Here is a 26,764-nt window from a genome sequence, read left to right as displayed (position 1 = left end):
GAAGGGCGCGGTCGAGGTCGCCCTGACCGCACGGCCGACCGTATCCGCACCCGGGTCAACGCACTGTGGTCCGTTCGTACCACAAGCCCCGACCGGTTTCCCCTGCACGGGCGCTGCCCGCCGCGGCGACCGCGGCGGGCAGAACGCCGGGCGCGCGGGTCAGGTCAGGTTCTTCCGCTCGAACGTGCCGAAGTGCCCGACGTCGAGGTTGCCCCTGAACGCGGGCAGCCCGGCCGGCAGCCGGCCCCGGTCGTCCATCGCGTTCTCGTGGGCGATGTCGGTCGATCCGCCGATGGAGGAGGCGATCGGCACGCGCAGCCGCTGCACCAGGTGGTTCCGCGAGTCGCCGAGCATGCCGCTGTTCCACAGCACGGTGGTGGTCGGGCACGGGTCGGCGGCCACCTCGTCGGCCTCGACGCCGCCGCACGACCGGCCCAGCACGGCGATCTTGGCGGTGTCGATCCGCGATCGCCCAGTCGACGGAGTCGGTGAGCATCTCCGAGTCGGTGGAGCCGCTGCCGCCGGGCCTGCCGTCGGCGATGACCAGGAAGCCGTGCGAGGCCCATTCGGTCGGGATGTTCTCCGCCGACCGGGCCGGTGGTCGTCGCGGTCGGCACTCCGGCCAGGGCGAGGACGGTGAGGATCGCACCGCGCAATCGCATGGCTTCTCCATCGGTGGCGCAGGTGGGTTCGGCGCGACGCTAGGCGGCACCGCGCGGGTGGTCGCACCCATCCGGCGCGGGGAACTCCAGCACCACCTGCGTCACCCGTTCCGGATGGGTGTCGAGCAGGTCGTAGGCCCACGCGGCGTCGGTGAACGGCACGACGTGCGACACCAGCGGCCGCAGCGACAGCCGGCCCCTGACGGCCAGGTCGATGACGGTGGTGTTGAGCCGCCGGCGGTCCCAGCGGTGCGCGAGACCGGGTGCGACGCCGGAGATCTGCGAGCACACCAGGTCGACCCGGTTGTGGTGGAACTCCTCGCCGAGGAACAGCCCCCGCGCCTCGCCCTGGTAGAAGCCGGCCGTGACGACGCGCGAGTTGTAGGCGACCGAGCGGACCGCCTCGTGCAGCGCCTGGGGGTTGCCGCTGACCTCCAGGGCGACGTCCGCGCCGCGACCGGAGGTCGCCGCGCGGACCTGCTCGGCGATCCGGCCTTCGCCGGCGTCCAGCGCCACGTCCGCGCCGAGGTCCCGGGCCAGCGCCAGGCGGTCGGGGAGGGTGTCGACCCCGATCACCCGCGCGCCGTTGCGCCGGGCGAGCTGGGCGACGATCTGCCCGACCACGCCGAGGCCGAACACCACGGCGGTCTCGCCGACGTGGAGGTCGGCGTCCAGCACGACGTTGAGCGCCACCGAGCCGATGTGGCTGAAGATCCCCAGCACCGGGTCGGCCGCCGGGTCGAGCACGCGTGCCGCCGCGTACTCCTCCTCCACCACGGTCGTCGAGCGGTGACCCCACGCGCCCCACACGACCTGGCCGGGCCGGACCGCGGTGACCTCGTCGCCGACCTCCACCACCTCGCCGACCTCCTCGTACCCCACCACCACCGGGTACGCGACCGCCGGCCGGCCCGGCACGAACAGCCGCGCGTCGGGGTCCCACGTCTTCACGACGTGCGCGTTGGTGCCGCGGTACTGGGTCAGCTCCGTGCCCGCCGAGATGCCCGAGTACCGCGTGCGCAGTCGGACGCCGGTCGCGTGCAGCGGCGGGTCGGGCTCTTCCGCGATCGAGACGCACCCCGGCGCGTCCAGCCGCACTACCGTTGCCATCCTTGCCCTTCCGGTTCACGCGCGAGGACGTCCAGCAGGAGCGCCGCCGTCCAGCTGAAGTGGTCCGAGCCGAGGCCCTCGCCGGTCACCGGGTGGAAGTACTCCCGGAACCCGGCGCCGGCGACCAGGCCGACCATGTCGGCCGCCAGCCGGGCGGCGTGCCCGGTCTCGCCGTGCGCCAGCAACGCCCGCCACAGCAGCCAGGTGGTGTTGAGCCACGTCGGTCCGCGCCAGTACCGGCGCGGGTCGGCGTCGGCGGCGGTCAGGTCGTAGCTGGGCACGCCGCGCACGCCCGGGGCCGCGAACGCCGGTCCGGTGAGGGTCGCCAGCAGCGCCGACCGGTGCCCGCCGGGCAGCAGCAGCGGGACCAGGCCGGAGACCGTGCGCTTGGCGAGGGGACGGCCGGTGCGCGCGTCGAGCGCCACGTAGCACCCCAGCACCGGGTCGAACAGCCGCGTGTGGATCTGGTGCGTCAACTCCCGCGCCCGCTCGACGTGCCTGCCCGGGTCGACGCCGATGCGGCGGGCGAGCGCCGCCAACGCGTGCTCCGACCAGGCGAGCACCGCGCAGAACAACGGGTCCACGGTGCAGAACGGCAGGCTGAGCAGGTCGTCGTCGGCGTAACCCCGGTCGCGGTAGGCGGCGACGATGCCCATGTAACGCGCGTAGTCGTCGTCCGTCGGCCGGTGCCCGGCGTCGGCGTGCCGCAGGTCGCGCCGCAGCACCGCGATGTCGTCGGCCAAACCCGGGTCGACCGCGCCGAGCGGTTCGTCCCACGACGGGCTGTTGTCCAGCCCCGACTCCCACGGGTGCACGATGCCGACCAGCCCGGACGCCACGCGTCGCCGGTCGAACAGGTAGTCGTGGGAGCGCGCGAGCCGCGGGTACAGGCGCCGGACGGCCGCGTCGGCGGCGGCGCCCGGGTGGCGTTCGACGACGGCGAGCAGCGCGGCGGCGTGCACCGGCGGCTGGACCAGGCCCGTGGTCGACACCCCCGCCGGCGGCCCGTGCCGCGGCAGCGGTCGCCAGAACGCCGGGCCCGGGAAGTAGGCGTCGGCCGGCACGGCGGGGTTGAACACGATCTGCGGCACCCGCCCGTCGCCCCACTGCGCGCCGTGCAACGCGGTCAGCTCCGCGAACGCCCGGCGCGGGCTCAGGTGCGCCTGGCCGACGGCGATGAACGCCGAGTCCCAGCTCCACTGGTGCGGGTACAGCGCGGTCGTCGGCACGGTGGCCGACCCGCGCCAGTTCCGCAGCAGGGTCGCGGCGGCCTCGCGCCGCAGGCCGGCGATGTCCGGCGCCCGCGGCTCCGGCGTCGTCCCGATGCTCACCGCCTCACCCGCCGGCCTGCCGCAGCACGCCGACCGCCGCCCCCAGGACGACCTCGGCCGGACCGGACAGGCGGCACGCGAGGCTCGTCCACCCCTCGTACCCGGCGGCGTCGAGCGCCGCGAACAGCGCCGGCCAGTCGACGTGGCCCGCGCCGGGTTCGAGCCCGGTGGAGTCGGCGAGCCCGACGTGCCCGAGCCACGGCCCGGCCGCCAGCAGCGCGCCGGCCGGGTCGGCCTCCTCGATGTTCATGTGGAACGTGCCGGCGGCCACCCGGACGGCGGGCGACCCCGCCGCCCGGCACAGCTGCGCGGCCTGGTCGAGCGTGTTGACGGGCCGGCCCTCGTAGCGGTTGACCGGTTGCAGGCAGAGCGACACGCCGTCCCGCCCGGCCTGCTCGGCGAGGCGGCGCAGACCGTCCGACCACGTGTCCCGGTCCGGAGTGGACGATCGTTGCCGCGGCACCCGGCGCAGGTCCGACAGCGGCACCACCACGGTCCGCGTGCCCAGCGCCGCGAGCGAGGACACCTGCCGCAGCCCGTCGCCGAGGTCGTCGCCGACCAGCGGCAGCGCGTCCAGGCACACCGAGGGCATCACCACACCGCGCCCGGCCGCGCGTTCGAGCACGCCGAGCCTCGCCGCGAACGCCTCGCCGTCGCGTGCGCGCAGCTCGATGCCGTCGAACCCCGCCGACTGCGCGAACTCCCACTTCTGCTCGATCGAGGCGCCCGGCAGCAGCTGCTCCTGGCAGGCGATCTTCCACTGCGGCATGGCGACATTAATCCCGCGATCAGTCAAAACGACAATGCGGCATCCCGATCCCCGCGCGGGTTTAGCCGCCGACAGCGCGTCAACCGCCTGGTACGGCCCCGAAGTCACGTCCGGATTGGCGGTTGTCACGGGACAAACCCGGGTGTTCAGTGACGCCACCGAACACCCGGCCCTGGCCCGTGAGAGGTCGCGGACCACCGGAAGGGAGCACCCGATGACCCGACGCGGACTGCGCGCGCTCGCCGCCGCGACGCCTCTCGCCCTCGTGCTGTCGGCCTGCGGCGGCGGTGACCCCGGTGGCGCGGCGGACGGCCCGCTGGTCTTCTGGACCATCGAGGACACCGCCGACCGGGTGCGCGCCCAGGAACGCCTGCTGGCGGCGTTCACCGAGCGGACCGGCATCGAGACCGAGGTGGTCGCGATCGCCGAGAACCAGCTCACCACCGTGCTGACCTCGGCCGCCGCGTCCGGCGAGCTGCCCGACGTCATCGGGTCGATCTCGCTGCCGATCATGAGCCAGTTGCGCACCGACGACCTGCTCGACACCGACGCGGCCAAGCAGGTCGTGGACGCCCTCGGCGTCGACACGTTCGCGGCGCAGTCGCTGGAGCTGACCCGCGAGGGCGACACGCAGCTCGTCGTGCCCAGCGACGGCTGGGCGCAACTCCTGTTCTACCGCAAGGACCTGTTCGCCCAGGCCGGGCTGGCGCCGCCGACCACCTACGACGCCATCCGGCAGGCCGCCGAACGGCTCGACCGGGACGACGTCGCGGGGATCACCGCGAGCACCACGCCCGCCGACGTGTTCACCCACCAGACGTTCGAGCACCTGGCCCTCGCCAACGGCTGCGACCTCGTCGACGACGACGGGCGGGTGGCGCTGGACAGCCCCGCGTGCGTCGGCGCGTTCCAGCTCTACACCGACCTCCTCACCCGCCACTCGGTGGCGGGCAACCAGGACGTCGACACCACGCGCGCCACGTACTTCGCGGGCAGGTCCGCCATGGTGATCTGGTCGTCGTACCTGCTCGACGAACTCGCGGGCCTGCGCGCCGACGCGCTGCCCACCTGCCCGCAGTGCCAGGCCGACCCGGCGTTCCTGGCGAAGAACACCGGCGTGGTGGCCGCCCTGAGCGGACCGGACGGCGGCGAGCCGACCACGTTCGGCGAGACCGCGTCGTTCGCGGTGCTCAAGGACGCCGCGACGGACGACGCCAAGAAACTCGTCGAACACCTGATGAGCGACGGCTACCGGGACTGGCTGGCCATCGCGCCGGAGGGCAAGGTGCCGGTCCGCGCGGGCACCGAGGACAACCCGCGCCAGTACGCCGAAGCGTGGCTCGGCCTCGACGTCGGCGTGGACACCAAAGCGCCGCTGTCGGAGTTCTACGACGCGGAGACGCTGCGGGTCGTGCAGGACAGCCCGCGCAGCTTCAGCCGGTGGGGCTTCCCCCAGGGCAAGGCGGAACTCGCCGGCGCCGTCGCCGGGCAGCTGGTCGTGCCCAAGGCGCTGGCCGGGGCACTGAACGGCGGCGGCGACGCGCCCGCCGCCGCCCGCGAGGCGACCGAGCGGGCCGCCGGCATCGCCCGGGAACTCGGCGAGTAGCGGGTCCGCGGTGGCGCGCACGCTGAAGCAGCACGACGCCCGCACCGGGCTGCTGCTGCTCACCCCGACGCTGGTGATCGTGCTCGCGGTCGTGCTCGTGCCGCTGGCGTGGTCGGTGCTCATCGCGTTCCAGCGCGTGCGGCTGATCGACATCGGCCGCACCGGGCTGCTCGAGAAGCTGACACCGGACAACTTCGCCCGCGTCCTCGCCTCGGACGTGCTGTGGCACAGCCTGCGCACCACGGTCGTCTACACGGCGGGCTCGGCGATCCTCGCCGTCGTGCTGGGCCTCGTCGCGGCGCTGGCGCTGCGCCGGCCGTTCCGGGGCCGGTCGCTCGTGCGCGCCGCGATGCTCATCCCGTACGTGGCCCCGGTCGTGGCGGTCACGTTCGTCTGGCGCGTGCTGCTCAACCCCGAGTTCGGCATCGTCAACAGCTGGGGCACGCGGCTGTTCGGGTGGGACGACCCGATCGCGTTCCTGTCGCAGGCACGCGGCGAGATCACCCTGTTCGGGCTCGACGTGCCGGTGCCCACCGCCCTGCTGACCGTGATCGCGTTCGAGGGCTGGCGGTACTTCCCGTTCGCGTTCCTGTTCCTGCTGGCCCGCTTGTCGGCCCTGCCCGGCGACCTGGAGGAGGCCGCGACCGTGGACGGCGCGACACCGACGCAGCGCTTCCGCCACATCGTGCTGCCGCAGCTCATGCCGGTGATCGCGGTGCTCGTGGTGCTGCGCACCATCTGGACGTTCAACGAGTTCGACGACATCTTCCTGCTCACCGGCGGCGCGGCCGGCACGGAGGTGGTGAGCGTCCGGGTGTACGAGCTGCTGACCGTGCAGCGCAACGTCGGGGCGGCGGCGGCCCAGTCCGTGCTGCTGGCGGCGGTGCTGGTGCTGCTGCTCGGCGCCTACCTGTGGCTGCTGCGGCGACGGGAGGCGACGAAGGCATGACGCGCGACCGGTTCGAACGGGCGGTGCTCGCCGTGCTGCGGCCGGTGGTCGTCGTGGGCTTCCTGATCGCCACGCTGCTGCCGTTCTACTACATGCTGATGCTGTCGCTGCGGCCGATCGAGGACCTGCTGCGGCGACCGGACTCGCTGCTGGTCGACCTGGGGCAGCTGACCCTGGCGACCTACGCCGACGTGCTGCGGCCCGTGGCGGAAGGCGGCCAGGGCTTCCTCGGCCTGCTGGGCAACAGCGCGGTCGTCGCCACGGCGTCGGTGCTCGTGGCGCTGGTGATCGCCATCCCCGGCGCGTACGCGGTGAGCAGGCTCGAGTTCTTCGGCAGGCGGCAGGTCAGCGCGCTGTTCCTGGCTGTGTACCTGTTCCCGGCCATCGTGCTGGCGATCCCGCTGTTCGTGCTGCTCACCCGGATGCAGCTGCGCGGCTCGGCGACCGGCCTGGTGCTCGTCTACATCGCGCAGACCGTGCCCGTCGCCATCTACATGCTCAAGAACTACTTCGAGACGATCCCGGCGAGCGTCGAGGAAGCGGGCCTCGTCGACGGCCTGAGCCGGGTCGGCGTCATCCGGCGGATCAGCCTGCCGCTGGCCATGCCCTCGGTCGTCGCGACCGGCGTCTTCGTGTTCATGATCGCCTGGAACGAGTTCCTGTTCGCCCTGCTCTTCCTGGTCGAACGACGCGACCGCTGGACCGTCTCCCTCGGCCTCGCGCAGCTGTCCGGCAGCGTCGAGATCCCCACCACCGTGCTCATGGCCGGCTCGGTCGTCATCACGGTGCCGGTGGTGCTGCTGTTCTTCCTGACCGAACGGCTACTCTCCCAAGGGCTGACCAGCGGCGCGGAGAAGGGCTGACCGCGGTGGTGGCAGCGGGTCCGACACCTCCGGCGGGGAAGGAATCCCGGGTGGCGCGCAGCGGGTTCACGGCGTCGCCGGGCGAGATCCTCGCGCTGGTCCGGTCCGGCCGGGTCCGGACGCGGCGGGACCTCCAGGAGCTCACCGGCCTGTCGCGCTCCACGGTCGCGCTGCGCCTCAGCCAGCTCATCTCCGCCGGGTACATCCGGGCCGTGGAACAGCGGCGCGGCACGGCGGGACGACCGGCCGAGGTGCTGTCGTTCGAGGAGAGCGACAAGCTGGTGCTCGCGGCCGACCTCGGCGCCACCCACGCGCGGTTCGCGCTGACCGACGCGGGCGGGCGGGTGCTGGGCGAGCGCACCGAGGACCTGCCGGTCGACCAGGACCCCGACGTCGTGCTGAAGATCGTCCTGCGGCGGTTGCGGGAGCTGCTGAAGAGCGCCGGGCGGGACCGCGCCCGGCTCGTCGGGGTGGGCGTGGGACTGCCCGCGCCCGTCGACTTCCGGACCGGACGACCGGTGCAGCCGCCGATCATGCCCGGCTGGCACGGCACCGCGGTGGCCAGGACGCTCTCCGACGCGCTGGGCTGCCCGGCGTTCGTCGACAACGACGCCAACCTCCTCGGCCTCGGCGAGGTCCGCGAGCGCTACCCCGACGTGGACAACCTGCTGTTCGTGAAGGTCGGGACCGGGATCGGCGCCGGGGTGATCCTCGGCGGCCGGCCCGAGCGCGGCTCGACCGGCCAGGGCGGCGACATCGGCCACATCCGGATCGCCCGGCCGGTCGACGGCGCCCGGTGCCGGTGCGGCGCGACCGGCTGCCTGGCCGCGCACGCGAGCGGCGCGGCCCTGGCGGCCCGGCTCCGCGAGCGGGGCATCGAGGCGCGCACCAGCCGTGACGTCGTGCGGCTCGTGCTGGAAGGCGACGCGGACGCCATCACGCTGGTCCGGGACGCCGGCCGGCTGCTGGGCGAGGTGCTGGCGACGGCCGTGGCGCTGCTCAACCCGACCGTGGTCGTCATCGGCGGCGACCTCGCGCTCACCCGCGAGCACCTGCTCGGCGGGGTGCGGGAGCGGCTGTACGAGCGGACCGTGTCGGCGTTGGCCAGCAGCGTGGCGGTGGTGGAGAGCCTGCTCGGAGATCGGGCCGGTGTCCACGGGGCGCGGCACATGGTGATCGACCAGGTGTTCTCGGCGGAGGCGGTCGACGCCCGGCTCGCGCCGGAGGCGGTGGGCGCGTCGGAGAGCTGATCGTGGACGGGCTCGTGCCGGTCCGGAACCATTCCGCGGAGGAGAGCGATGCCTGCTGTTACCCGAACCACGTGCGCCGGGCGGCCCGCCTGGTTGGTGCGGACGTCGTGCAGCGCGATGCTGGTGTCCGTCGCGGACGGCGGGGCGTTGGTGCTGGACCACTGGGGCGGTGACGGTGGTGCTCTGGACGGCGGCCTCAACGGCGACTCGTACTTGCCGCACACGCCGTGGAACCGGCCGTCGCAAGCCCACTTCCTCGACGGTGTCCCGTTGGCGTACTCGGTGCACGGCGACCGGGCGTTCAAGGAACCCGGGTTGGTGGTGGCGCGCCAGGACGGCTCGTCGGTGTCACGGCTCACGTTGAGCGAGGACCACGTCGAAGGCGACGTGCTGCGGCTCGTGTTCGAGGACCCGGGTTCGGGTCTCCTGGTGGAACACCGGTTCGCGGCGGCGGTCGAGCACGGCATCGTGGTGCGCGACGTCCGGGTCGAGAACCGGGGCGCGCAGCCGCTGCGGGTGGAGCGGATCGCCAGTGCCGTGCTCGGCCTGCCGCCCGCGCGCTACCAGTCGTGGGCCCTGACCGGCCGGTGGGGTGACGAGTACCAGCTCACCCGACGCGACCTGATGCCGGGCAAGGTGGTGCTCGACAGCCGGCGCGGGTTCACCAGCCACGAGGCCAACCCCTGGTTCGCGCTGACCGAGGCGGGGCAGGACGGGCCGGTCTGGTTCGGCGCGCTGGCGTGGAGCGGCAACTGGTCGATCGTGTTCGAGACCGAGCGCAACGACGCGCTGCACGTGGTCGCGGGGATCAACCCGTTCGACTCGGCCTGGCACCTCGAACCCGGCGAGAGCTTCCGCACCCCGCCGCTGGTCTGCGGGTACGCCGACGACGGCCTCGACGGCGCGGCCCGGCTGATGCACCGCTACCAGCGCGACCACGTGCTGCCCGCACGGCACCGCGGGACACCGCCGCCCGTGCACTACAACACGTGGCTGGCCACGTCGTTCGACGTGGAGGTGGGGCACCAGGTCGAGCTCGCCACGCGGGCGGCCGAGCTGGGCGTGGAGCTGTTCGTCGTCGACGACGGCTGGTTCGGCGCACGGCGGGACGACCACGCCGGACTCGGCGACTGGGTGGTCGACCCGGTGAAGTTCCCCGGCGGGCTGGGCGAACTGGTCGACGAGGTGCACCGGTTGGGCATGAAGTTCGGGATCTGGCTGGAACCGGAGATGGTCAACCCCGACAGCGACCTCCACCGCGCCCACCCCGACTGGGTGCTGCACCTGCCGGACCGCGAGACCACCCTGTCCCGCAACCAGCTCGTGCTCAACTTCGCTCGCGACGACGTGCGGGAAGGCGTGGTCGAGCAGGTGCGCGCGTTGTTGCGCGAGCACCGGATCGACTTCGTGAAGTGGGACCACAACCGGCCCTACACGGAGGTCGGCTGGCCGCAGGCGCCGGTCGAACGACGCCGTGAGGTGTGGGTGCGTCACGTCCGGGGCGTGTACGAGGTGATCGCACGGCTGCGCGCCGAGTTCCCCGACCTGATGATCGAGACGTGTGCGGGCGGTGGCGGGCGGGCCGACCTGGGCATCCTCGGGGTGGCCGACCTGGCGCAGGTCAGCGACAACACCGATCCCTCGGACCGGCTGCGCGTGCAGCACGGGTTCAGCCGCGCGTACGCGCCGAGGGCGATGGTCGGGTGGGTGGCCGACGCACCGGAGCCCACCACGGGCCGCACCAGCCCCCTGGAGTTCCGGTTCCACGTGGCGATGCAAGGAGTGCTGGGGATCTCCGGCGACATCCTGGCGTGGGGCGACGACGAACGGACCCGGGCGGCGGGGTTGATCGCGGAGTACAAGCGGGTGAGACCGACCATCCAGGACGGAGACCAGCACTGGCTCGTGCCGCCGTCGGACAGGGGGCCGTGCGCGGTGCAGTACGTGTCCCGTGACCGGGACGAGGTGGTGGTGTTCGTGTACCAGGTGCGCGGGGTGGTGGGGGAGGGACCGCGTCGACTCCGGTTGCGCGGGTTGGACGCCGGGCGGCGTTACCGGCGGTCGGGCGACGGCGCGGTCACGACCGGGGCGGCGTTGATGGCTGTGGGGTTGCCCTCGGCCTTCCCGCCGCCGGAGCCGCCGGGGCACACCGAGGACTGGCGCAGCCGGGTCGAGGTGTGGCGGGCGGTGGGGGAGGAGTCGGGCGCGGTCCGGCAGGAGGAGGTCTGATGAAGGTGGCGTTGGTGGGGACGGGTTACATCGCCGGGCGGCACGCGGCGGCGTTGACCGGGGCGGGGGTGGAGATCGTCGGCCACGTCGGCAGGTCAGGGGTCGACGAGGCGGCGGCCCGGTGGGGTGGTCGCGCGTATCGGGACACTGCCGGTCTGTTGGCGGAGGAGGAAGTGGACGCGGCGTGGATCTGCGTCCCTCCCGCTGCTCACGGCGAGATCGAGCGGGCGTTGGTCGAAGCCGGTGTGCCGTTCTACGTCGAGAAACCGATCGGCACGGACGTCGACGGGCCGCGCCGGATCGAAGCGGTGGTGCGCGAGAGCGGGCTGATCGTCGAGGCGGGCTACTACTGGCGGGGCATGGAAGTGATCCCCGAACTGCGGCGCATGCTCGTCGAGACGCCACCGCACCTGGTGCGCGCCGCCTGGCACGGTCTCGTGCCGCCGGTGCCGTGGTGGCGCGTCGAGGCGGACAGCGGCGGACAGGTCGTGGAACAGGCCACGCACCTGTTCGACCTGGCGCGGTTCCTGCTGGGCGAAGCAGAGGTACTGCACTCGGTGGGGCGGCGTTCGGCGCTCGTGGACCACCCGGGGTTGGACGTGGCGACGGTCAGCGCCGCGACCCTCGCGTTCGAGTCCGGAGTGGTGGGTGTGTTCACGGCGACGTGCGTACTGCACGGGACGGTGGACGCCGGCATCGAGTTCCACTGCGAGGGACGGAAGTTGACGCTGACGAACAAGGCGCTGCGGTGGGAAGACGCCGACGGCAGCCATGAGGTGCCGGTCGGGCGCGACCCGCTGGTCGTCGCGGATGAACGGTTCCTGAGCGCGGTGCGGGAGCGGGACCCGAGCCGGATCTTGTGCGACTACTCCGATGCGGTTCGTACGCAGGAGCTTTGCTGCAGGGTGCGGGAGATGGCTGGTTGAGGGTGAGGGGGTGGTGTGGGCGGCTCGATCTGACAGGGGTTCGGGCCTCGGTGGGGAGGTGCGGTAACGGTGGTGTCCGGTGCGCGATAGATGAATGCCGATATCGGCGAATCCGCATTTCTGCGGAATTCGTGTTCGGAAAGGGGAACCGCCATGTCCCGAGTCGCCTCCTTCTTCGCCGCGGTCCTGATCACCGTCGCGTCGGTCCCGCTCGTCGCCACCGGCACGGCCGGCGCTGCCGGGCTCGACCTCACGTGCACCCCGCCCAGCAGTGCGAGTCTGCTGTTCGACCCACCCGCGACCAACTCCCCGCAGAACATGACGCTCACGGTGTCCCGGCAGTACGGCCCCTGCGTCTCGGCCACCCACCCGGACATCACCTCGGGCCGGTCGACCGCCACTGGAGCGACCACGGGGGCCACCTGCCTGAGCCTGCTCGGCGCGAACGCGCTCACCATCACCATCACGTGGAACACCGGTCAGACGTCCGTCCTGTCCGGCAACAACGTGTCGAGCCTCAGTGGCGTCACGCTGACCGTCGTCACCACCGGCACGGTCACCTCGGGCGTGTTCGCGGGAGCGACGTTCGTGCACACCATCGTCTACCCCAGCACGAACATCCTGCTGTGCAACCTGGGCCTGGGCTCCCTGTCCGGTCTGTACGGCCAGGTGGTCCTGGAGATCATCACCCCGTGAGCCGGTGCGGGACGCTCACTCGATCGGGCGAAGGATGCAACCTGGGACAACCCGAACCGCATCTCTCACGTTAGCCGGATAAAACGGCCGGCGGCGGCGACCACGGGTGGAGCGGGGGGCGAACCGGGAGTCAGGAGGTCGGTGGCGGCGTCGCAGGGGGAGCGGGTTCGCCGAGGACGCCTGCGGTGAACCCCGTCGCGGTGGCCAGCTCGCGCAGGGTGTCGGCGTGCTCGTTGGGCAGCAGCACGAGCGGGTAGCAGTCGGACTCGATGTCGAGCACCGCGAGGGTCGTGCCGGTGGCCCGGAGCTCGCGGCCCGCTCGCTCCAGGAAGTCGTAGGCGGGCAGGTCCTCGGCGAGGCCCGCGAACCAGTCCCACGCCCGCGGGTCGGCGGGGCCGGAGCGCAGGGACCGGAGCTGCGCGACGATCTCGCCGGCCGCCTCCTTCCAGTCCACCTCGGCCAGCAGGTCGTGGTCGGTCAGCGCGTCGACCAGGGCGATCCACGCCAGCTCGGGCAGGGGTTCGTCGATGCCGCGGTCGTCGAGGCGGTCGGCGTGGGTTCGGAGGTAGGTGGCGGGGGCGTCGTGGGCGCTCGTGACGCGGTCGGCGACGTCCGGCGCGTCGGGGGCCAGCAGGGCGGCCAGGGCGACCAGCGCGTCCCGCACCGTTGACGACACGTCCGACCTCCTCGGTTCGTGGCCCGTGATCGTAGCAATGGCTTAACCGATTCACGTCGGCCGGTGACGAGGTGGACGTGGTCGAACGATGGGCTTTGGTCGCGGTGGCGGCGCTGGTCGTGCCGCTGCTCAGCACACCGGCGGCGTCGGCCGCGAACGGGTTCTACGTCGGCAGCGGGCGGTTGTACGACGCGAACGGCAGCGAGTTCGTGATGCGCGGGGTCCACCACGCGCACGCCTGGTACCCCGACCGGACGGCGCAGGCGCTCGAGGACGTCAAGGCGCTGGGCGCGAACAGCGTGCGCGTGGTGCTGAGCACGGGCGCGCGGTGGACTACTGGTCGGGCGTCAAGAGCGCGCTGGTCGGCCAGGAGAAGTACGTCATCATCAACGTCGGCAACGAGCCGTACGGCGACAACAACTACGGCAACTGGACCGATGACACCCGCAGCGCCATCTCGCGGCTGCGGTCCACCGGCTTCACGCACACGCCGATGGTGGACGCGCCGAACTGGGGCCAGGACTGGTCGAACACCATGCGCGCCAACGCGTCCGCGGTGGTCAACGCCGACTCCCAGCGCAACACCGTCTTCTCGATCCACGTGTACGGCGTGCACGACACCGCGGCCGAGGTGACGTCGTACCTCGACGCGTTCGTCAACGCCCGGCTGCCGATCGTGATCGGCGAGTTCGGCGACAACCACTCCGACGGCAACCCCGACGAGAACACGATCATGGCCACGGCCCAGTCGCAGCGCCTCGGCAACCTCGGCTGGTCGTGGAGCGGCAACGGCGGCGGTGTCGGGTACCTCGACCTGGTCACCGGTTTCAACCGCGCCGGCCTGACCGGTTGGGGCAACCGCATCTTCAACGGTGCGAACGGGATCAGGTCGACGTCCCGGCAGGCCACTGTCTACTGAGGACCGGTGAGGTGGTCGGGGGCGTGCCGGGCCCCAGACCACCTCAGGTGGTGAGGGCGGTCAACGTCATCCGTGCCGGGCCGGCGCCGGGGGTATTGCGGCACGCGAAGTCACCGGTGGCCTTCTGGTGCATCAGCCGCAGGCACGTGCCCAGCGCGCGCTGGCCGTAGTGGTTGGGGTGCATGCTCTCCTGGCGGTCGCCCTGCGACGTGTACCCGGTGACGGCCCACCGCACCCACTCGGCCGCCGGGCCGGGCAGGGGGTTGGCGGCGGAGTCGGCCCCCGTCGCCTGGCGGGAGTCCGTGGCGCACACCTCGCGGCCGTCGAACGAGTCCCGCAGGTCGAGGAACCGCGCGCCTCGGTTGGCGGCCACGCGCTTGAGCGTCTCGGCGATCGTGGGCACGAGATGCTCTCGCGCCCAGTCGGCGTCCGAGTCCCACACCGGGCAGCCGCCCACCGCCCACCGCGACCCGCTCTCGGGGATCCGGAAGCGGCCGGCGGCGGGCATCGGCGAGGGGTAGTCGGCGATGATGGCGCCGAACCCGAGGTCGTTGCCGCCGACGGACAGCACGACGAGGTCCACCCGGTAGTCGCGGACGACGGCGCGCAGCAGCTCGACCTGGTTCGGCTGGTTGCGCGCGGCGTCACCGGCGCGCACGTCGGACGTGGTCGCGCCGGAGCACGCCAGGTCGACCGCCGTGACGTCGGGGACGGCGGCGCTGACGATCTCGGCCGACGTCGAGCGGTGGCACGTGTTCGTGGTGGTGTGGGTGTCGCCGTAGACCTTCCGCGGGTCCGTGGCGCAGCCGTTCGCGTCGCACGCGGTGGCGAGGTCGGTGCCCCACTTGTCGCCGGAGTTCTCCAGCGCGTTGCCCCGCCGGCGACCGGCCTCGCCGGAGATGTAGCTGTCGCCGAGCGAGACGGCGGCGGCCGGCTCGGCGGTCTCGGCGGCGGCTTCGACGGCGGTGGCGAGGGCCGCGACGGCGGTGACGGCGGTGACGGCGACGGCGGCGGCGATGCGTCTGCGGACGGCGCGGGACATCGGCTTCAACCCCTCGGTGCGGTCAGGCCACGGTAGGAGCGGGGCCGCCGGAGGAGAACGGCGTGGAGGCGGGTGAACCCGATGGTGCGGCGGGATGAGCCTGGCCAGGTGAACGCGGTGCGCGGACGGTGATGCCGGGCGGCGCCTCGCTCACCCTGGTGGTGGTCGTGCCTGCGCTAGGCTGGGCGGCCGCCGGCGCTCGTCGACGACGCGAGGACAGGTGATGACGTGGGCCGGCAGTTCGCCGTGCTGATCCGCGGCCTCCCGGGTACGGGGAAGACGACGACGACGGCCTTGTTGAGGGACGCGTTGCCCCCATCGGTCCGGGTGTCGAACGATTCCGTCCGGTACATGGCGCACCCGCGCGACTTCACCGCGTTCACCCTCGAAGCGTCCGAGCTCGCGTGCCTCGACCTCGCCCTGTCCTACTGCGACAGCGGGTTCCTGCCGGTCGTGGACGGCGTGTTCGAGGACGTCGACTTCCTCGCCGGTCAGGCGGTGCGCTTCGACCGGCGCGGTCACCGGCTCGTCACGGTCTCGCTGGCCGCCGACCTCGAAGACCTGCTGCACCGCAACCGGCTCCGCGACCCGTTCCAGCGGATGGACGAGGACCGGGTCCGCCGACTGCACGCGGCGTTCCGGCCGGCCGGCGTGTCCCTGGACATCCGGGGGAAGCTGCCCGAGGAGGTCTGCGACGACGTGCTCGACGTCATCGGGCGGGAACGAACCGACGGGCCGCCGACCGGGGTCGGCGACCACGAGGTCGACGTGCTCTTCCTCCGCCACGGCGAGCGCGGGCGCCCGCACGGGGCGGACCCGGTCGAGGTGGGCCTGTCCGCGCGTGGCCGGGCCGAGGCCGGGGTGGCGGCCGCGGCGGTCCGCAGGTTCGCGCCGGACGTGGTGCTCAGCTCGGACTCCGCGCCGGACCGGGAGACCGTCCGACTCGCGACCGCGGGACTGGACGTGACCGCGGAGCGCGCCGAGGCGTTGCGGGACCGCGTTCCCCCCGGCGCGCCGGACGAGTCCCCCGAAGCGGCTCGCGACCGCGTGTGGTCGTTCTTCGACGGGCTGCCCGCCCGTTACGGCGGCAAGCGGGTGCTCGTCGTCGGCCACGCCGGGCCGCACTCGTGGCTGGTGGCACGGGCGCTGGGCGTCGACCGGCTGGGCGTGCGCCGGGTGCGGTGGGACACCGGGTGCTTCAGCCGGTTCACGCTGTCGGCCGGGCAGACCCGGCTCGAGGCGATGAACGTGCCACCCGACGCGGTGGTCCCCGGCCGGTGACCCGGTGCGGGGACGGTGTCGTCACGGTCGGTGGATGGTGAGGGTGGTCGGGCCCGTCACGCTCGCCACCCCGCCGGACAGGCACTGGACGACGTTCGGCGTCACCAGGGTGATCACCTGCTCCGCGCCGGCGGGCGCGAAGCCGCCGGAGGTGATCACGCCGGTGTTCGTCACCACGACCTGACCGGCCACGGCGCTGGAGGTGACGTTGTACTGGAACTCGCTGGGCGCCACCGTCCCGCCCCAGGTGAACGTGCGCAGCGCCGACCCGGAGTCGAACAGCACCAGGCAGGACGCGGTGAGGCTGAACGTCTCGGCGTACGTCCCGGTCACCGCGCCCGTGTTCGTGCACGTGGGGTAGACGCCGCTGACGGTGACCGTGACCGGCCGCGCGGTGAGGGTCAGCGGCGGGTCGAAGGTGGTGACCTCGGTGCCGACGCAGGTCTGCTCCAAGGCCAGGGCGTGCGCGGGCACGGTGGACGCGCCGGCGGCCAGCACGGCGACCAGGGCGCAGTGGACGAGTCGTGACAGTCTCATGGTCGGACCGTCGCCGCGGCCGCGCGGCCGTTAGCCGGTCCGGGCGCGCACCACCCGCTCGACCGGACCGCCCACCCGAATGGCCGTCGGTCGAACACACCATGTCGGTGCGCCGCCCCCGTCCCTACGTTCGGGTGATGGGCAACGACTGGATCGGCAGACGGGCACTGCTGCGCGGAACGGTGGCGGCCGGGGTCGTCACGGTGGTGGGCGCGAGCACGGCGGGCGCCGCCGTCCCGGGGTTCTACCACCCGTTCAGCGGCTACCGGATCACCGGCACCTGGCAGGAGCACCTCGACCGCGGCTCGCTGGGTGGCATCGACTTCGGCATGGCGGTCGGCACCCGGCTGCCCGCGGCGGGCGGCGGCGTGGTGACCAACATCCCGTACAACGGCACGGGCGGTCATACCGTCACCATCCAGCACGACAACGGCTACCGCACCCAGTACCTGCACCTGTCCCAGTTCCTGCTGGCCAACGGTACCCGGGTCGGCATGGGCGCGGTCGTCGGGCTGTCCGGCGGCGCGGCCGGCGCACCGGGGTCGGGCTCCTCCACCGGACCGCACCTGCACTGGCACATGATCAACCCGGGCGGCGCGCGCATCGACCCGCTGGTCTACCTCGGCAGCGGCGCCGGGCTGCCCAAGACGTCCACCGAGCAGGACGGCGTGCCCGGCCCGGTCATGTGGCGTCGGGCGCAGAACTGGCTGCGCCTGGAGCAGGGCTACACCGGGCCGATCGACGGCGTGCCGGGGGTGAACACGTACGCGGCGTTGCAGCGGGCGATGCGGGCGTACGGCTACGGGGGTCCGATCGACGGGGTGCCCGGCGCGAACACGTGGGCCGCGGTGCAGCGGTTGGCCGCGCGGTGGGGTTACACCGGGCCGATCGACGGCGTGATGGGGCCGAACTCGTGGCGCGGCTTCGCCCGCTTCCTGAACCAGGACAAGTACGACTGAACCGCCGTCACGTCACCGGAGGCGGTCGACGCCCCGCGCGGACCAGGGCCGCTGCGGGTGCGCTCACCGGGTGACGGGGACCCCGCCCGCCGGACGGGGTCCCCGGGCCGGTCAGGCGTTCGGGTCGAACGGGATGCCGCTCGGCTTCGCCTGCGCGAGGTTGTAGTTGAAGGCGCTGTCCTTGATGGCCAGGCTCGCGCTGCCGAAGTCCGCGTTCACCAGGACGTCGCGGATGCCGGCGGGGAAGCGGTCCCAGGAGACCAGGTCCGGGTACTGCCACGCGCCGTAGTGGTTCTCCGGCTGCTCGCTCGCGCTCGCCAGGCGGAAGCAGTGCGTGCTCAGGCCGTCCTTGTGGTAGACGATCTTGGGGTGCGTGCCCTCCCAGGCGACCTGGGACCGCGGGTAGGTCGAGTACTTGCCGTGCGCGGACGTGGAGACGTACTGGGCCTGGTCGCCGCTCACCCACACGACCACGTGCTCGATGTCGTGGCGGTGGCCGCAGCAGTCGATGCCCGGCACGGCCTGGTCCTTCTCGAAGTACAGGTCGTAGAGGTAGGCGCACCAGTTGTTGTTGCACTTGGCGCGCGAGTACGAGTTGGTGTTGTCCAGGTCGGACTGGTCGCGGCACTGCCCGTTGAGGGCGCCGGAGTTCTTCAGCCCGGTGGCGATCGCCCCGGACGGCGAGATCGCCGGCGTCGGGTAGCAGCCGTCGGTGTCGTAGTCGAACGCCGGCTGCCACTTGCCGTCGTCGGCGGCGTGGTTCGCGGGCAGGGCCTGCGGCGGCTCGGCCCAGGCGGCTCCGGGCAGGAGCACCGCGAGCAGAGACGCGCCCACCAGCGCGCGCAGCAGTCTCACGGCGTTGCGCCGGGTGCGGGAAGGGGTTCGGGACGGGTCGGTCAGCTGGGCGGTCACGACGACCATGCCCTCCATCCGGTGTCGAGTGGCACGACGGCGGAGCCGGCCGACGTGGCGGAGATCATCGGCCGGCACCGAGGTTCCCGGCAGGGGCGTGACGTCGTCAACCCGCCGATGGTCGCCCCGAGGCGAACAGGCGGCGAACATCGGCGGCCCGCGCCGCGGACCCGGTCCGCGTGGCGAGGAGCCGGACGTGCGCTGGCGGGGCCGACCCGCCGAAGCCGGCCGCCTGGTACGAGCGCCGCCGGGCGGGGTCCAGGCGGTTGTGCTCGGGGTCCTGTCACAGGTCCAGGCCGAGGAAGTGCCGGCCGCCGTCGCGGCGCGGCGTCGGCCACGCGTGGTAGAAGGTCTTCGCCGGGGCCGACATCGCGTCCCCGCAGGTCCGCAGTTCCGTCACGTCCTCGCCGGTCACCTCGGTGTCCCGGTCCGGCTGCGAGAGCGCGTCCACGTCCGGCTCGTGCGGCATCCGCCGGTCGTCCAGGGGCGTCGAGGAAGCGATGACGGCGCCCGCCCGCGGCAGCGGCAGGTCCGGGTCGGGATCGGCGACCAGTTCGCGCAGGCGGGCCAGGCTCGGCCGGCCCGGTGGCGTCGAGGTCGGGCCCGGCGCGCTCGACGAGCTGCCCCGACGACGCCGCTGTCCAGGCTGTCCTCGATCACCGCGCGCACCTGGTCCGGGCCGAACCGGGCGACCAAGCGGCCTTCGGGGTCGATGCCGTGCGGGACCACGGGCGGCGGCGCCTCTCCGCGCGGCGTGCCGTCCCGGTTCGCGCCCCCGTCCGGCGCGCCGGTGCTCACCCCGGCCAGGAGATCGTCCAACTCGTCCAGGGACGAGCGCTGCGGGGTCGTCCTCGCGGGTAACCCGCTGGGGCCTGGTCGGGTGGGGTGCATCGAGGTGTCCCTGAGGACGCGGGGCGGGTTGTCCGGAGGACCGTGAACCCGGCCGCCCGCGCACCCGGGCGGTCAGGCGTCCGGGTCGGGCGCCTGGTCGAGCAGGGGCAGGGTGAGCCGGAAGCGGGCGCCTTCGCCGAGGGCCGTGTCCAGCTCGACGTCGCCGTCGTGCGCGCGGGCGAGGGAGCGGGCGATGGCCAGGCCCAGCCCGGCGTTCGCGCCGCCCGCGCGGTGGCGCGAGCGGTCGGCGCGGTAGAAGCGGTCGAACACCCGGGTCGCCTGCTCGGCCGCCACACCGGGGCCCTCGTCGGCCACCTCCAGCACCGCGCGGCCGTCCGCCGTGCCGACGCCGATGCGGACGGCGGTGCCCGGCGGGGTGTGGGCGGCGGCGTTGCCGACCAGGTTGGCGACCACCTGGCGCAGCCGGTCCTCGTCACCGTGCACCGGGGCCGGCCCCGGTGGTCCGGCGGCGTCGGGGCCGGTGAGCTCGACCGACCGGGACGGGTCGAGGGCGCGCAGGTCGTGACGGGCGTCGTTGGCGAGGGTGCGCAGGTCCATCGGCGCCCGGTCGAGCTGGCCCTCGGGCGCCTCGTCGAGCCGGGCGAGCAGCAGCAGGTCCTCGGTGAGCGCGGTGAGCCGGGTGGCCTCGCGGTCGATGCGGCGCATCGCCTCGTCCACGTCGGCGCGCCCGGGCATCGCGCCCATCCGGTACAGCTCCGTCGAGCCCTTGATGCCGAACAGCGGCGTGCGCAGCTCGTGGCTGACGTCCGACAGGAACGCGCGCATCCGGGTCTGCGCCGCGGCCCGGTCGGCGAAGGCCTGTTCGAGCTGGCCGAGCATGGTGTTGAGCGAGGCGGCGAGGCGCCCGACCTCCGTGCCCGGCGCGGCCAGGAGGGGCACGCGCCGGGTCAGGTCGCCGTCGGCGATGGCGGCGGCGGTGTGCTCGATCCGGCGCAGCGGCCGCAGGCCGCGGCCGAGCGCGAACCAGCCGACCGCCGTCAGCAGCACCAGCAGCACGGCGCCGCCGGCGAGGCTGGTGGTCCGGAGCCGGGCGACGGTGGCGTCGGCCTCGGCGAGCGGCGCGGCGACGACCACCGTCCCGCCCCACCCGCTGGTCGGCCGGGCCACCGCGCGCCACCGCGTCGAGCCGGCCGCGGCCCGCAGGTCGACGGCGTCGCCACCGGTCGGGACGGTGCGCAGCGCCTCGGGCGGTGGCAGCGCCGTGCGGTCCAGCCTGCTGGTGCGCAGGCCGCCCGCCACCTCGCCGCGCGCGTCCAGGTACACCAGGTACGGCGCGCCGACCAGGTCCAGGGCGGGGTCGACGAGCTCGGGGTGGCGGGCGGTGTCCACCGCGCCGGGCGGCCCGGTGGTCGACACGCCGGAGACGATCGAGGCGAGCGAGCGCAGCTGCCCGTCGATCCGGGCGAGCTGGTAGCGCTCCAGCTGGTCGGAGACGACCGCGCCGACGAGGCCCAGCCCGGCCAGCAGCAGGCCCGCGGTGAGCAGCAGCAGTCTGGCCCGCAGCGAGAACCGGCCCAGCGCCCGCCTCACCCCGTGGGCTCCCGCATCACGTAGCCGACGCCGTGCACGGTGTGGATCAGCTTGGGGTCCTCGACGTCGACCTTGCGCCGCAGGTAGGAGATGTAGGTGTCGACGATGCCCGCGTCGCCGCCGAAGTCGTAGCGCCACACCCGGTCGAGGATCTGGGTCTTGGACACCACGCGCCCGGCGTTCTCCATCAGGTAGCGCAGGAGCCGGAACTCGGTGGGCGAGACGCGGACGGCCCGGCCCGACCGCGTCACCTGGTGCCCCTCCGCGTCCAGCGCGAGCGCGCCCACGGTCAGCACGCCGGCCTGGTGGCCCGAGGTGCGGCGCAGGATCGCCCGGATCCGGGCGATCAGCTCCTCCAGGTCGAACGGCTTGGTCACGTAGTCGTCCGCGCCGAGCGACAGCCCGGTGACCTTGTCGGCCTGGCCGTCCCGCGCGGTGAGGAACAGGACGGGCACCGGGCCCCGGCGGCCCTCCGCGCGCCGCTCGCGCAGCCGCCGGACCACCTCGAACCCGTCCACGTCCGGCAGCATCACGTCGAGCAGCACGAGGTCGGGCGGCTCCGCGACGGCCGCGGCGAGCGCCTCGGCGCCGGTCGCCGCGGACGTCACCCGGAACCCGGCGAACCTCAGCGTCGCGGACAGCAGTTCGCGCACGGTGGCCTCGTCGTCCACCACCAGCAGTGTCATCGCCCGTCCCGGTCCGTCCACGCCGGCCAGGATACGGACGCCACCCTGAGGAAACCGTCGACGAGCAGGCTGCCCGAGAAGCCCGCCGCCGCGCCGCCCGCCGCCCCGAGCGCCAGGGCGACCAGCGGGTCCGCCGCCACCCGCGCGGCCAGGAGGGGGAGCGAGAACCCGAACGCGCCGATGCCCAGGTCCACCGACACGCGCGACACCAACGCCGACGCGCACAGCACCGGCCCCACCACCGCCGCGAGCCACAGGGCGAGGCGCGCGGCGCGGTGCAGCGGCGTGCCGTCGCGACCGCGGGACCGTGCGGCCCCGACGCCGAGACCCAGCAGCCCGACGACCGCCACCCACGTCAGCGGCCCGCCGGGGGCCGGCGGCCCGACCGCGCCCAGGACGCACGACAGCGCGCCGTCCGAGGTCACCGTCCACGGCACGCCCAGGCCGAGCGACAACGCGCCCGACACCACCAGCGGCAGCACGAGCAGCACGGCGCCGGCCGCCGCGGGGCCGGCGGACACCCAGGCGACGACCAGGCACCCGACGGTGACCGCGATCGCCGCCCACCACCCGCCCCGCACGGCCGGCCGGCACCGCTCGGCCACCCGGAACCGCGCGACCAGCAGGCACACCCCGACGACCGCGAGCACCCAGCACACCGCGCCCGCCACCGCGGGCCAGACCGGCACCGCGAACCCGGCGCCGAGCGCGTCGACGGACCCGCCCCGGCCCAACGGCCCCACCGCCGGCACCCCGCAGACGGCCGCCCCGGACCCGCCTCCCGACGCACCGCGCGGCAACGCCACCGCACCCCGGGCCGACCACGCCACGGCGGCCAGCCCCACCGGGAACGCCGCGGCCGCCGCCGCGCCGCGGACGAGCAGACCGTCCCGGCGTCGCAGCAGCAGCCACCCCAGCACCACCGCGCCCGCCAGGGAAACCCCCGACGGCACCACCGCGACGCCACCCCGCACGGCGAACGGCAGGTCGCTCGCCGGGACCGCGCCGAACTCCGCCGACCCGCCCGCGGCCAGCGCGACCACGGCCGCCGTGAGGCCGCCGAACGCGCCGATCCGGTCGGCGTCGAGCAGGAGCAACCCGGCCGCCGCGACCGCCGCCATGGCGGCCAGGGCCGCGACCGCGGCCACCACGCCCCGGCCCACCTCCCCCGGCGTGCCCATCACACGTCACGCCGGCCGAAGACGACGAACGCGACGGCCAGCACGGCGGCGACGCCCAGGCACATCCCGCCCAGGTTCAGCCAGGGGTGCGGGTAGGCGGGGTCCGGGACCGTCGCGAGCACCGCCACGGCGCCCTTGCCCGGCCAGAAGTCGACCAGGCCCTGGAGCCACGACGGGAACAGCCCCGACAGCGCGGGCACCAGGAACACGATCCCCACCAGCGTGGCGAGCGCGCCCGCCGTGGCCCGCGTGATCGCGCCGAGACCGATCGCCAGCAGCGCGATCGCCGCGAGGTACAGCCCGCCTCCCGCCACGGCGGGGAGCACACCGGGATCACCGAGCCCCGCGTGCGGCACGCCCTGCCCGGCGAGCACCGCCTGACCGAGCAGGAAGGCGGTGACCATCAACGACTGGCCCGCCACCGCGGCGACGGCGGTCACCACCAGCACCTTGGCCGCCAGCAGCCGGCTCCGGCGCGGCGTGGCGGCCAGCGACGTCCGCACCAGACCGGTCGCGTACTCCGAGGTGACGACCAGGACGCCGAACACGCCGATGATCAGCTGCGCGACGACGTAGGTGGTCAGGCTGCGCTCGGTCGGGTCCCACGCGAGCCGTTGCGCGGCGGACGCGCCGCCGTGCTCCGCGCCGACCGCGCTCATCGAGAGGAACGCGATGCCGATCCCCACCGCGAACAGGCACGCCGGCGTGTACCAGGTGGAGCGCAGGCTGCGGAGCTTCACCCACTCCGCGCGCAGGGCGTGGCCGAACCCCACCCGGGTCGCGGGCCGGCTCACGCCGCCGCCCCCTGGTACTCGACGCTGTCCTTGGTCAGCTCCATGAAAGCGTCCTCCAGCGACGGCCGTTGCGGCGTCAGCTCGCTGAGCGCGATGCCGTGGTAGGCGGCGAGCCTGCCGATCTCCTCGCCCGTCAGGCCGGAGACGAGCAACGAGGACTCGACCCCGTCCCGCACGGTGGCGCCGGACGCGGTCAGCCGCAGCGCGAACGCGGCCGGCTCGGCCGTGCGGACCAGCACGGCGCCCTCGCCGCGGTCGCGCAGGAACTCGTCCACGCCGGTGTCGGCGATGAGCCGGCCGCGGCCGATGACGACCAGGTGGTCGGCGGTCTGCGCCATCTCGCTCATGAGGTGGCTGGAGACGAGCACCGCGCGCCCCTCGCGGGCCAGGGACCGCATGAAGTCCCGGATCCAGCGGATGCCCTCGGGGTCGAGGCCGTTCACCGGCTCGTCGAAGATCAGCACCCGCGGGTCGCCCAGCAGCGCCGCCGCGATGCCGAGCCGCTGCCTCATGCCGAGCGAGAACCCGCCCGCGCGCTTGCCCGCCACGCCTTCGAGTCCGGTCCGGGCGAGCACCTCGTCGACCCGCCGCCGGGGCAGGCCGTTGCTGACGGCGAGCGCCAGCAGGTGGTCGTGCGCCTTGCGGGCGCCGTGCACGGCGCCCGCGTCGAGCAGCGCGCCGACCTCCGCCAGCGGCACGGGCAGGTCGCGGTAGCGGCGTCCGCCGACCGTGGCGGAACCGCTCGTGGGGGCCGCCAGCCCCAGGATCACCTTCATGGTCGTGGACTTGCCCGCGCCGTTCGGCCCCAGGAACCCGGTCACCTGCCCGGCCTCGACGGTGAACGACAGGTCGTCCACCACGGTGTCGGGCCCGTACCGCTTGGTCAGGCCCCGCACTTCGATCATCGTCATGGGTTCGAGCCTGGCGCGCCGGTCCGGCCGATCCCCGAATGGTCCTGGGAGAACCCTGGGAACCCGACGCCCCGACCACTCGCCGCGCGCCGCCGGGCCGCGGCACTCACAGGGAACACCCAGGCCCGGGTCGCCGCCGGCCCGGACCGGGTGCCGGCCTACGCGAGCGCGAGCCGCGGGTTGTGGATGTCCATCCACACGCCGAAGTCGATGGCCCGCTCCATCCCCAGCCGGGTCGTGCGCTGCACGGCCTCGGCGTCCTGGCGGGTCGCGTCCTCCAACCACTTGCGGTTCACCAGCTCGAAGACGCCGTGGTCCTTGGTGGAGAGCAGGTCCTTGCACTGCGCCTGCAACTGCCGCACGTAGTACGGGTCCTGGGTCGACGGGTACGGGCTCTTCACGCGCCAGGCGACCGACTCCGGCAGCAGGTGCTTGACGGCGCCGCGCAGCAGGCTCTTCTCCCGGCCGTCGTAGTGCTTGAACGACCAGGGCGCGTTGTAGACGTACTCGACCAGCCGGTGGTCGCAGAACGGCACCCGCACCTCGAGCCCGACCGCCATGCTCAACCGGTCCTTGCGGTCGAGCAGGAACCGCAGGAACCGGGTCAGGTGCAGGTTGATCATGATCCGCATCCGGTACTCGTGGTCGTCCTCGTCGTCACCCCGCTTCACGTCGCCGACCGCGGCGTCGTACTGGTCGCGCCGGAACTCCTCCAGCTCCAGCCCGTCCAGCAACGGCTGGTTCAACCCGTGGCCGTCCTTGTCCAGCGGCCCGATGCTGAACGCGATCCACGGGAACGCCCGCGCCTTCTGCACGTCGGGGTTGTGCATGTGCCGGTACCCGCCGAAGATCTCGTCGGCCGACTCGCCGGACAGGGCCACGGTCGACCGCTTCCGGATCTCCTTGAACAGCAGGTACAGCGACAGGTCCATGTCCCCCAGGGTGATCGGCACGTCCCGCGCGGTCAGCACGGCCCGGCGGACCTCCGGATCGGCCAGCGTCTTCGGGTCGAGCACGAGGTCGGCGTGCTCGGAGCCGACGTGGTTCGCCAGGTCGTGCACGTACTGGGTGTCCGCGGTGTCGTGGAACTCGTTGGGCGTGAAGTGCTCGGCCTGGCCCGCGAAGTCGACCGCGAACGTCCGCACCCGCTCGTCGCCCATGTGGGCCGCGGCCAGCGCGGTGAGGGTGCTGGAGTCCAGGCCGCCGGACAGCAGGAGGCAGCGCGGCACGTCCGCGACGAGCTGCCGCCGCACGGTGTCGTCCAGCAGCTCGTGGACCCGGCCGACGGTGGTCTCCAGGTCGTCCTCGTGCGCGCGGGTCTCCAGCCGCCAGTAGGTGCGCTCGCGCACGCCGTCGACGTCGACCGTGACGACCGTGCCCGGCTCGACCTGGCGCATGCCCGCCCAGATCGCGTGGCCGGGTGTGAAGGCGAACGCGAGCGACTCCCGCAGCCCGTCGGTGTCGACCACCCGCTCGGCGATCGGGTTCGCCAGGATCGCCTTCGGCTCCGAACCGAACAGGATGCCGTCGGGCGTCCGGTAGTAGTAGAGCGGCTTGATGCCGAGCCGGTCGCGGATCATGACCAGCTTGCGGTCCCGCGCGTCCCAGATCGCGAACGCGTACATGCCGTTGAGCCGGTCGGCCAGCGCCGCGCCCCAGCGCAGGTACCCCCGCAGGACGACCTCGGTGTCGCTCGACGTCGTGAACCGCTCACCCAGCCCGGTCAGCTCGTCGCGCAGCTCGACGAAGTTGTAGGCCTCGCCGCTGTAGACCAGCGACACCTCGCCGTTCGGCGTGCGCGCCGACATCGGCTGGGCGCCACCGGGCAGGTCGATCACGGCCAGCCTCCGGTGGCCGAGGGCGGCGTGCCGGTCGACCCAAGTGCCGTGGGCGTCCGGGCCGCGGCAGGCCATCGTCCGGGTCATCGCCTCGAGCGTCTCGCCCTCCCTGGTGAGGTCGCGGTCGAATGAGACCCAGCCGGTGATTCCGCACATCCGTGTGCCTCCTGTGGTGTTCCGGAGAGATTCGGCGTT

26 protein-coding genes are annotated in these 26,764 nt (G+C 73.6%); 10 read left to right on the top strand and 16 right to left on the bottom strand.

All coding sequences use genetic code 11. The features are described from left to right. Window positions 1-159: 159 nt before the first annotated feature. The 4 genes from EDD40_RS06445 to EDD40_RS06430 form a co-directional block, all read right to left on the bottom strand. Complete coding sequence (locus EDD40_RS06445) at window positions 160-441, bottom strand: hypothetical protein (RefSeq protein ID WP_123742069.1); 282 nt, start codon at window positions 439-441, stop codon at window positions 160-162. A gap of 260 nt (window positions 442-701) precedes the next feature. Further along, the gene (locus EDD40_RS06440; RefSeq protein WP_123742068.1) at window positions 702-1,772 is read right to left on the bottom strand and encodes a zinc-dependent alcohol dehydrogenase; all 1,071 of its coding nucleotides are present in this window, start codon (window positions 1,770-1,772) and stop codon (window positions 702-704) included. Then, window positions 1,760-3,103, bottom strand: coding sequence for an MGH1-like glycoside hydrolase domain-containing protein (locus EDD40_RS06435; RefSeq protein WP_123742067.1), 1,344 nt, complete (start codon window positions 3,101-3,103; stop codon window positions 1,760-1,762). The genes EDD40_RS06440 and EDD40_RS06435 overlap by 13 nt, the downstream gene beginning before the upstream one ends. Window positions 3,104-3,107: 4 nt before the next feature. Further along, a complete protein-coding gene (locus tag EDD40_RS06430; RefSeq protein WP_123742066.1) occupies window positions 3,108-3,872 on the bottom strand; it encodes a sugar phosphate isomerase/epimerase family protein in 765 nt (254 codons plus the stop codon). Window positions 3,873-4,086: 214 nt separating this feature from the next. On the opposite strand from EDD40_RS06430, the gene EDD40_RS06425 reads away from it, so the two are divergent. The 7 genes from EDD40_RS06425 (at window position 4,087) to EDD40_RS06395 (ending at window position 12,391) form a co-directional block, all read left to right on the top strand. After that, the gene (locus tag EDD40_RS06425) at window positions 4,087-5,478 is read left to right on the top strand and encodes an ABC transporter substrate-binding protein (RefSeq protein ID WP_123742065.1); all 1,392 of its coding nucleotides are present in this window, start codon (window positions 4,087-4,089) and stop codon (window positions 5,476-5,478) included. A gap of 10 nt (window positions 5,479-5,488) precedes the next feature. Further along, complete coding sequence (locus tag EDD40_RS06420; protein WP_123742064.1) at window positions 5,489-6,427, top strand: carbohydrate ABC transporter permease; 939 nt, start codon at window positions 5,489-5,491, stop codon at window positions 6,425-6,427. Continuing rightward, window positions 6,424-7,290 carry a carbohydrate ABC transporter permease gene (locus tag EDD40_RS06415; RefSeq protein ID WP_123742063.1) on the top strand — a complete coding sequence of 289 codons (867 nt, stop codon included), beginning with the start codon at window positions 6,424-6,426 and terminating at the stop codon, window positions 7,288-7,290. The genes EDD40_RS06420 and EDD40_RS06415 overlap by 4 nt, the downstream gene beginning before the upstream one ends. Before the next feature lie 50 nt (window positions 7,291-7,340). Continuing rightward, window positions 7,341-8,540 (top strand): ROK family transcriptional regulator, encoded by a 1,200-nt coding sequence (locus EDD40_RS06410; RefSeq protein ID WP_148088703.1) that lies wholly within the window; start codon window positions 7,341-7,343, stop codon window positions 8,538-8,540. Window positions 8,541-8,588: 48 nt separating this feature from the next. Further along, the gene (locus EDD40_RS06405) at window positions 8,589-10,769 is read left to right on the top strand and encodes an alpha-galactosidase (RefSeq protein WP_123742061.1); all 2,181 of its coding nucleotides are present in this window, start codon (window positions 8,589-8,591) and stop codon (window positions 10,767-10,769) included. Continuing rightward, the gene (locus tag EDD40_RS06400; protein WP_123742060.1) at window positions 10,769-11,695 is read left to right on the top strand and encodes a Gfo/Idh/MocA family protein; all 927 of its coding nucleotides are present in this window, start codon (window positions 10,769-10,771) and stop codon (window positions 11,693-11,695) included. The genes EDD40_RS06405 and EDD40_RS06400 overlap by 1 nt, the downstream gene beginning before the upstream one ends. Window positions 11,696-11,848: 153 nt before the next feature. Continuing rightward, window positions 11,849-12,391 carry a hypothetical protein gene (locus EDD40_RS06395; protein ID WP_123742059.1) on the top strand — a complete coding sequence of 181 codons (543 nt, stop codon included), beginning with the start codon at window positions 11,849-11,851 and terminating at the stop codon, window positions 12,389-12,391. A gap of 130 nt (window positions 12,392-12,521) precedes the next feature. On the opposite strand, the gene EDD40_RS06390 is transcribed toward EDD40_RS06395, so the two are convergent. Further along, window positions 12,522-13,067: a DUF6630 family protein gene (locus tag EDD40_RS06390; protein ID WP_123742058.1), complete on the bottom strand. Its 546-nt coding sequence runs from the start codon at window positions 13,065-13,067 to the stop codon at window positions 12,522-12,524. Between the two features lie 163 nt (window positions 13,068-13,230). Next, entirely contained in the window at window positions 13,231-13,386 is a 156-nt protein-coding gene (locus EDD40_RS43275) for a hypothetical protein (protein WP_246037464.1), read from the bottom strand. Between the two features lie 9 nt (window positions 13,387-13,395). On the opposite strand from EDD40_RS43275, the gene EDD40_RS06385 reads away from it, so the two are divergent. Continuing rightward, a complete protein-coding gene (locus EDD40_RS06385) occupies window positions 13,396-13,986 on the top strand; it encodes a cellulase family glycosylhydrolase (protein ID WP_246037461.1) in 591 nt (196 codons plus the stop codon). 43 nt (window positions 13,987-14,029) lie between these two features. On the opposite strand, the gene EDD40_RS06380 is transcribed toward EDD40_RS06385, so the two are convergent. Beyond that, on the bottom strand, window positions 14,030-15,028 hold the full coding sequence (locus tag EDD40_RS06380) for an SGNH/GDSL hydrolase family protein (protein ID WP_123742057.1): 999 nt from the start codon (window positions 15,026-15,028) through the stop codon (window positions 14,030-14,032). Window positions 15,029-15,256: 228 nt separating this feature from the next. On the opposite strand from EDD40_RS06380, the gene EDD40_RS06375 reads away from it, so the two are divergent. Next, complete coding sequence (locus EDD40_RS06375; protein ID WP_123742056.1) at window positions 15,257-16,309, top strand: histidine phosphatase family protein; 1,053 nt, start codon at window positions 15,257-15,259, stop codon at window positions 16,307-16,309. Between the two features lie 21 nt (window positions 16,310-16,330). On the opposite strand, the gene EDD40_RS06370 is transcribed toward EDD40_RS06375, so the two are convergent. After that, window positions 16,331-16,846 carry a hypothetical protein gene (locus tag EDD40_RS06370; protein ID WP_148088701.1) on the bottom strand — a complete coding sequence of 172 codons (516 nt, stop codon included), beginning with the start codon at window positions 16,844-16,846 and terminating at the stop codon, window positions 16,331-16,333. A gap of 137 nt (window positions 16,847-16,983) precedes the next feature. On the opposite strand from EDD40_RS06370, the gene EDD40_RS06365 reads away from it, so the two are divergent. Beyond that, entirely contained in the window at window positions 16,984-17,805 is an 822-nt protein-coding gene (locus tag EDD40_RS06365; RefSeq protein WP_211348103.1) for a peptidoglycan DD-metalloendopeptidase family protein, read from the top strand. Window positions 17,806-17,916: 111 nt separating this feature from the next. Here EDD40_RS06365 and EDD40_RS06360 read toward each other — a convergent pair whose 3' ends face one another. The 8 genes from EDD40_RS06360 to asnB all read right to left on the bottom strand — a co-directional run bounded on the left by EDD40_RS06360 (window position 17,917) and on the right by asnB (window position 26,725). Next, window positions 17,917-18,726 (bottom strand): NPP1 family protein, encoded by an 810-nt coding sequence (locus EDD40_RS06360; RefSeq protein ID WP_123747808.1) that lies wholly within the window; start codon window positions 18,724-18,726, stop codon window positions 17,917-17,919. A gap of 274 nt (window positions 18,727-19,000) precedes the next feature. Further along, complete coding sequence (locus tag EDD40_RS06355; protein ID WP_123742053.1) at window positions 19,001-19,186, bottom strand: hypothetical protein; 186 nt, start codon at window positions 19,184-19,186, stop codon at window positions 19,001-19,003. Between the two features lie 494 nt (window positions 19,187-19,680). Next, the gene (locus tag EDD40_RS06350) at window positions 19,681-21,159 is read right to left on the bottom strand and encodes a sensor histidine kinase (protein WP_246037460.1); all 1,479 of its coding nucleotides are present in this window, start codon (window positions 21,157-21,159) and stop codon (window positions 19,681-19,683) included. Next, the gene (locus EDD40_RS06345) at window positions 21,156-21,845 is read right to left on the bottom strand and encodes a response regulator transcription factor (protein WP_123742052.1); all 690 of its coding nucleotides are present in this window, start codon (window positions 21,843-21,845) and stop codon (window positions 21,156-21,158) included. The genes EDD40_RS06350 and EDD40_RS06345 overlap by 4 nt, the downstream gene beginning before the upstream one ends. Continuing rightward, window positions 21,842-23,026 (bottom strand): streptophobe family protein, encoded by a 1,185-nt coding sequence (locus EDD40_RS06340; RefSeq protein WP_123742051.1) that lies wholly within the window; start codon window positions 23,024-23,026, stop codon window positions 21,842-21,844. Before EDD40_RS06340 ends, EDD40_RS06345 begins: the two co-directional genes overlap by 4 nt. Next, complete coding sequence (locus EDD40_RS06335) at window positions 23,026-23,820, bottom strand: ABC transporter permease (RefSeq protein ID WP_246037458.1); 795 nt, start codon at window positions 23,818-23,820, stop codon at window positions 23,026-23,028. The genes EDD40_RS06340 and EDD40_RS06335 overlap by 1 nt, the downstream gene beginning before the upstream one ends. Beyond that, window positions 23,817-24,725 carry an ABC transporter ATP-binding protein gene (locus tag EDD40_RS06330; protein ID WP_425471335.1) on the bottom strand — a complete coding sequence of 303 codons (909 nt, stop codon included), beginning with the start codon at window positions 24,723-24,725 and terminating at the stop codon, window positions 23,817-23,819. Before EDD40_RS06330 ends, EDD40_RS06335 begins: the two co-directional genes overlap by 4 nt. Window positions 24,726-24,889: 164 nt before the next feature. After that, window positions 24,890-26,725, bottom strand: coding sequence for an asparagine synthase (glutamine-hydrolyzing) (gene asnB, locus EDD40_RS06325; RefSeq protein ID WP_123742049.1), 1,836 nt, complete (start codon window positions 26,723-26,725; stop codon window positions 24,890-24,892). Window positions 26,726-26,764: the final 39 nt, after the last annotated feature.

It is taken from the genome of Saccharothrix texasensis (assembly GCF_003752005.1).
Classification (GTDB): domain Bacteria; phylum Actinomycetota; class Actinomycetes; order Mycobacteriales; family Pseudonocardiaceae; genus Actinosynnema; species Actinosynnema texasense.
The sequence above is the reverse complement of the archived record's forward strand: the minus strand, read 5'-3'. Positions and strand labels throughout refer to the sequence as shown.

What these genes read in the sequence shown, in the direction of transcription:
- EDD40_RS06440 (WP_123742068.1), bottom strand. Translation starts at nt 1,772, where the DNA reads ATGGCAACGGTAGTGCGGCTGGACGCGCCGGGGTGCGTCTCGATCGCG.
- EDD40_RS06430 (WP_123742066.1), bottom strand. Translation starts at nt 3,872, where the DNA reads ATGCCGCAGTGGAAGATCGCCTGCCAGGAGCAGCTGCTGCCGGGCGCC.
- EDD40_RS06425 (WP_123742065.1), top strand. Translation starts at nt 4,087, where the DNA reads ATGACCCGACGCGGACTGCGCGCGCTCGCCGCCGCGACGCCTCTCGCC.
- EDD40_RS06415 (WP_123742063.1), top strand. Translation starts at nt 6,424, where the DNA reads ATGACGCGCGACCGGTTCGAACGGGCGGTGCTCGCCGTGCTGCGGCCG.
- EDD40_RS06405 (WP_123742061.1), top strand. Translation starts at nt 8,589, where the DNA reads ATGCCTGCTGTTACCCGAACCACGTGCGCCGGGCGGCCCGCCTGGTTG.
- EDD40_RS06400 (WP_123742060.1), top strand. Translation starts at nt 10,769, where the DNA reads ATGAAGGTGGCGTTGGTGGGGACGGGTTACATCGCCGGGCGGCACGCG.
- EDD40_RS06395 (WP_123742059.1), top strand. Translation starts at nt 11,849, where the DNA reads ATGTCCCGAGTCGCCTCCTTCTTCGCCGCGGTCCTGATCACCGTCGCG.
- EDD40_RS06380 (WP_123742057.1), bottom strand. Translation starts at nt 15,028, where the DNA reads ATGTCCCGCGCCGTCCGCAGACGCATCGCCGCCGCCGTCGCCGTCACC.
- EDD40_RS06370 (WP_148088701.1), bottom strand. Translation starts at nt 16,846, where the DNA reads ATGAGACTGTCACGACTCGTCCACTGCGCCCTGGTCGCCGTGCTGGCC.
- EDD40_RS06365 (WP_211348103.1), top strand. Translation starts at nt 16,984, where the DNA reads ATGGGCAACGACTGGATCGGCAGACGGGCACTGCTGCGCGGAACGGTG.
- EDD40_RS06360 (WP_123747808.1), bottom strand. Translation starts at nt 18,726, where the DNA reads ATGGTCGTCGTGACCGCCCAGCTGACCGACCCGTCCCGAACCCCTTCC.
- EDD40_RS06355 (WP_123742053.1), bottom strand. Translation starts at nt 19,186, where the DNA reads ATGCCGCACGAGCCGGACGTGGACGCGCTCTCGCAGCCGGACCGGGAC.
- EDD40_RS06345 (WP_123742052.1), bottom strand. Translation starts at nt 21,845, where the DNA reads ATGACACTGCTGGTGGTGGACGACGAGGCCACCGTGCGCGAACTGCTG.
- EDD40_RS06340 (WP_123742051.1), bottom strand. Translation starts at nt 23,026, where the DNA reads ATGGGCACGCCGGGGGAGGTGGGCCGGGGCGTGGTGGCCGCGGTCGCG.
- EDD40_RS06330 (WP_425471335.1), bottom strand. Translation starts at nt 24,725, where the DNA reads ATGATCGAAGTGCGGGGCCTGACCAAGCGGTACGGGCCCGACACCGTG.
- asnB (WP_123742049.1), bottom strand. Translation starts at nt 26,725, where the DNA reads ATGTGCGGAATCACCGGCTGGGTCTCATTCGACCGCGACCTCACCAGG.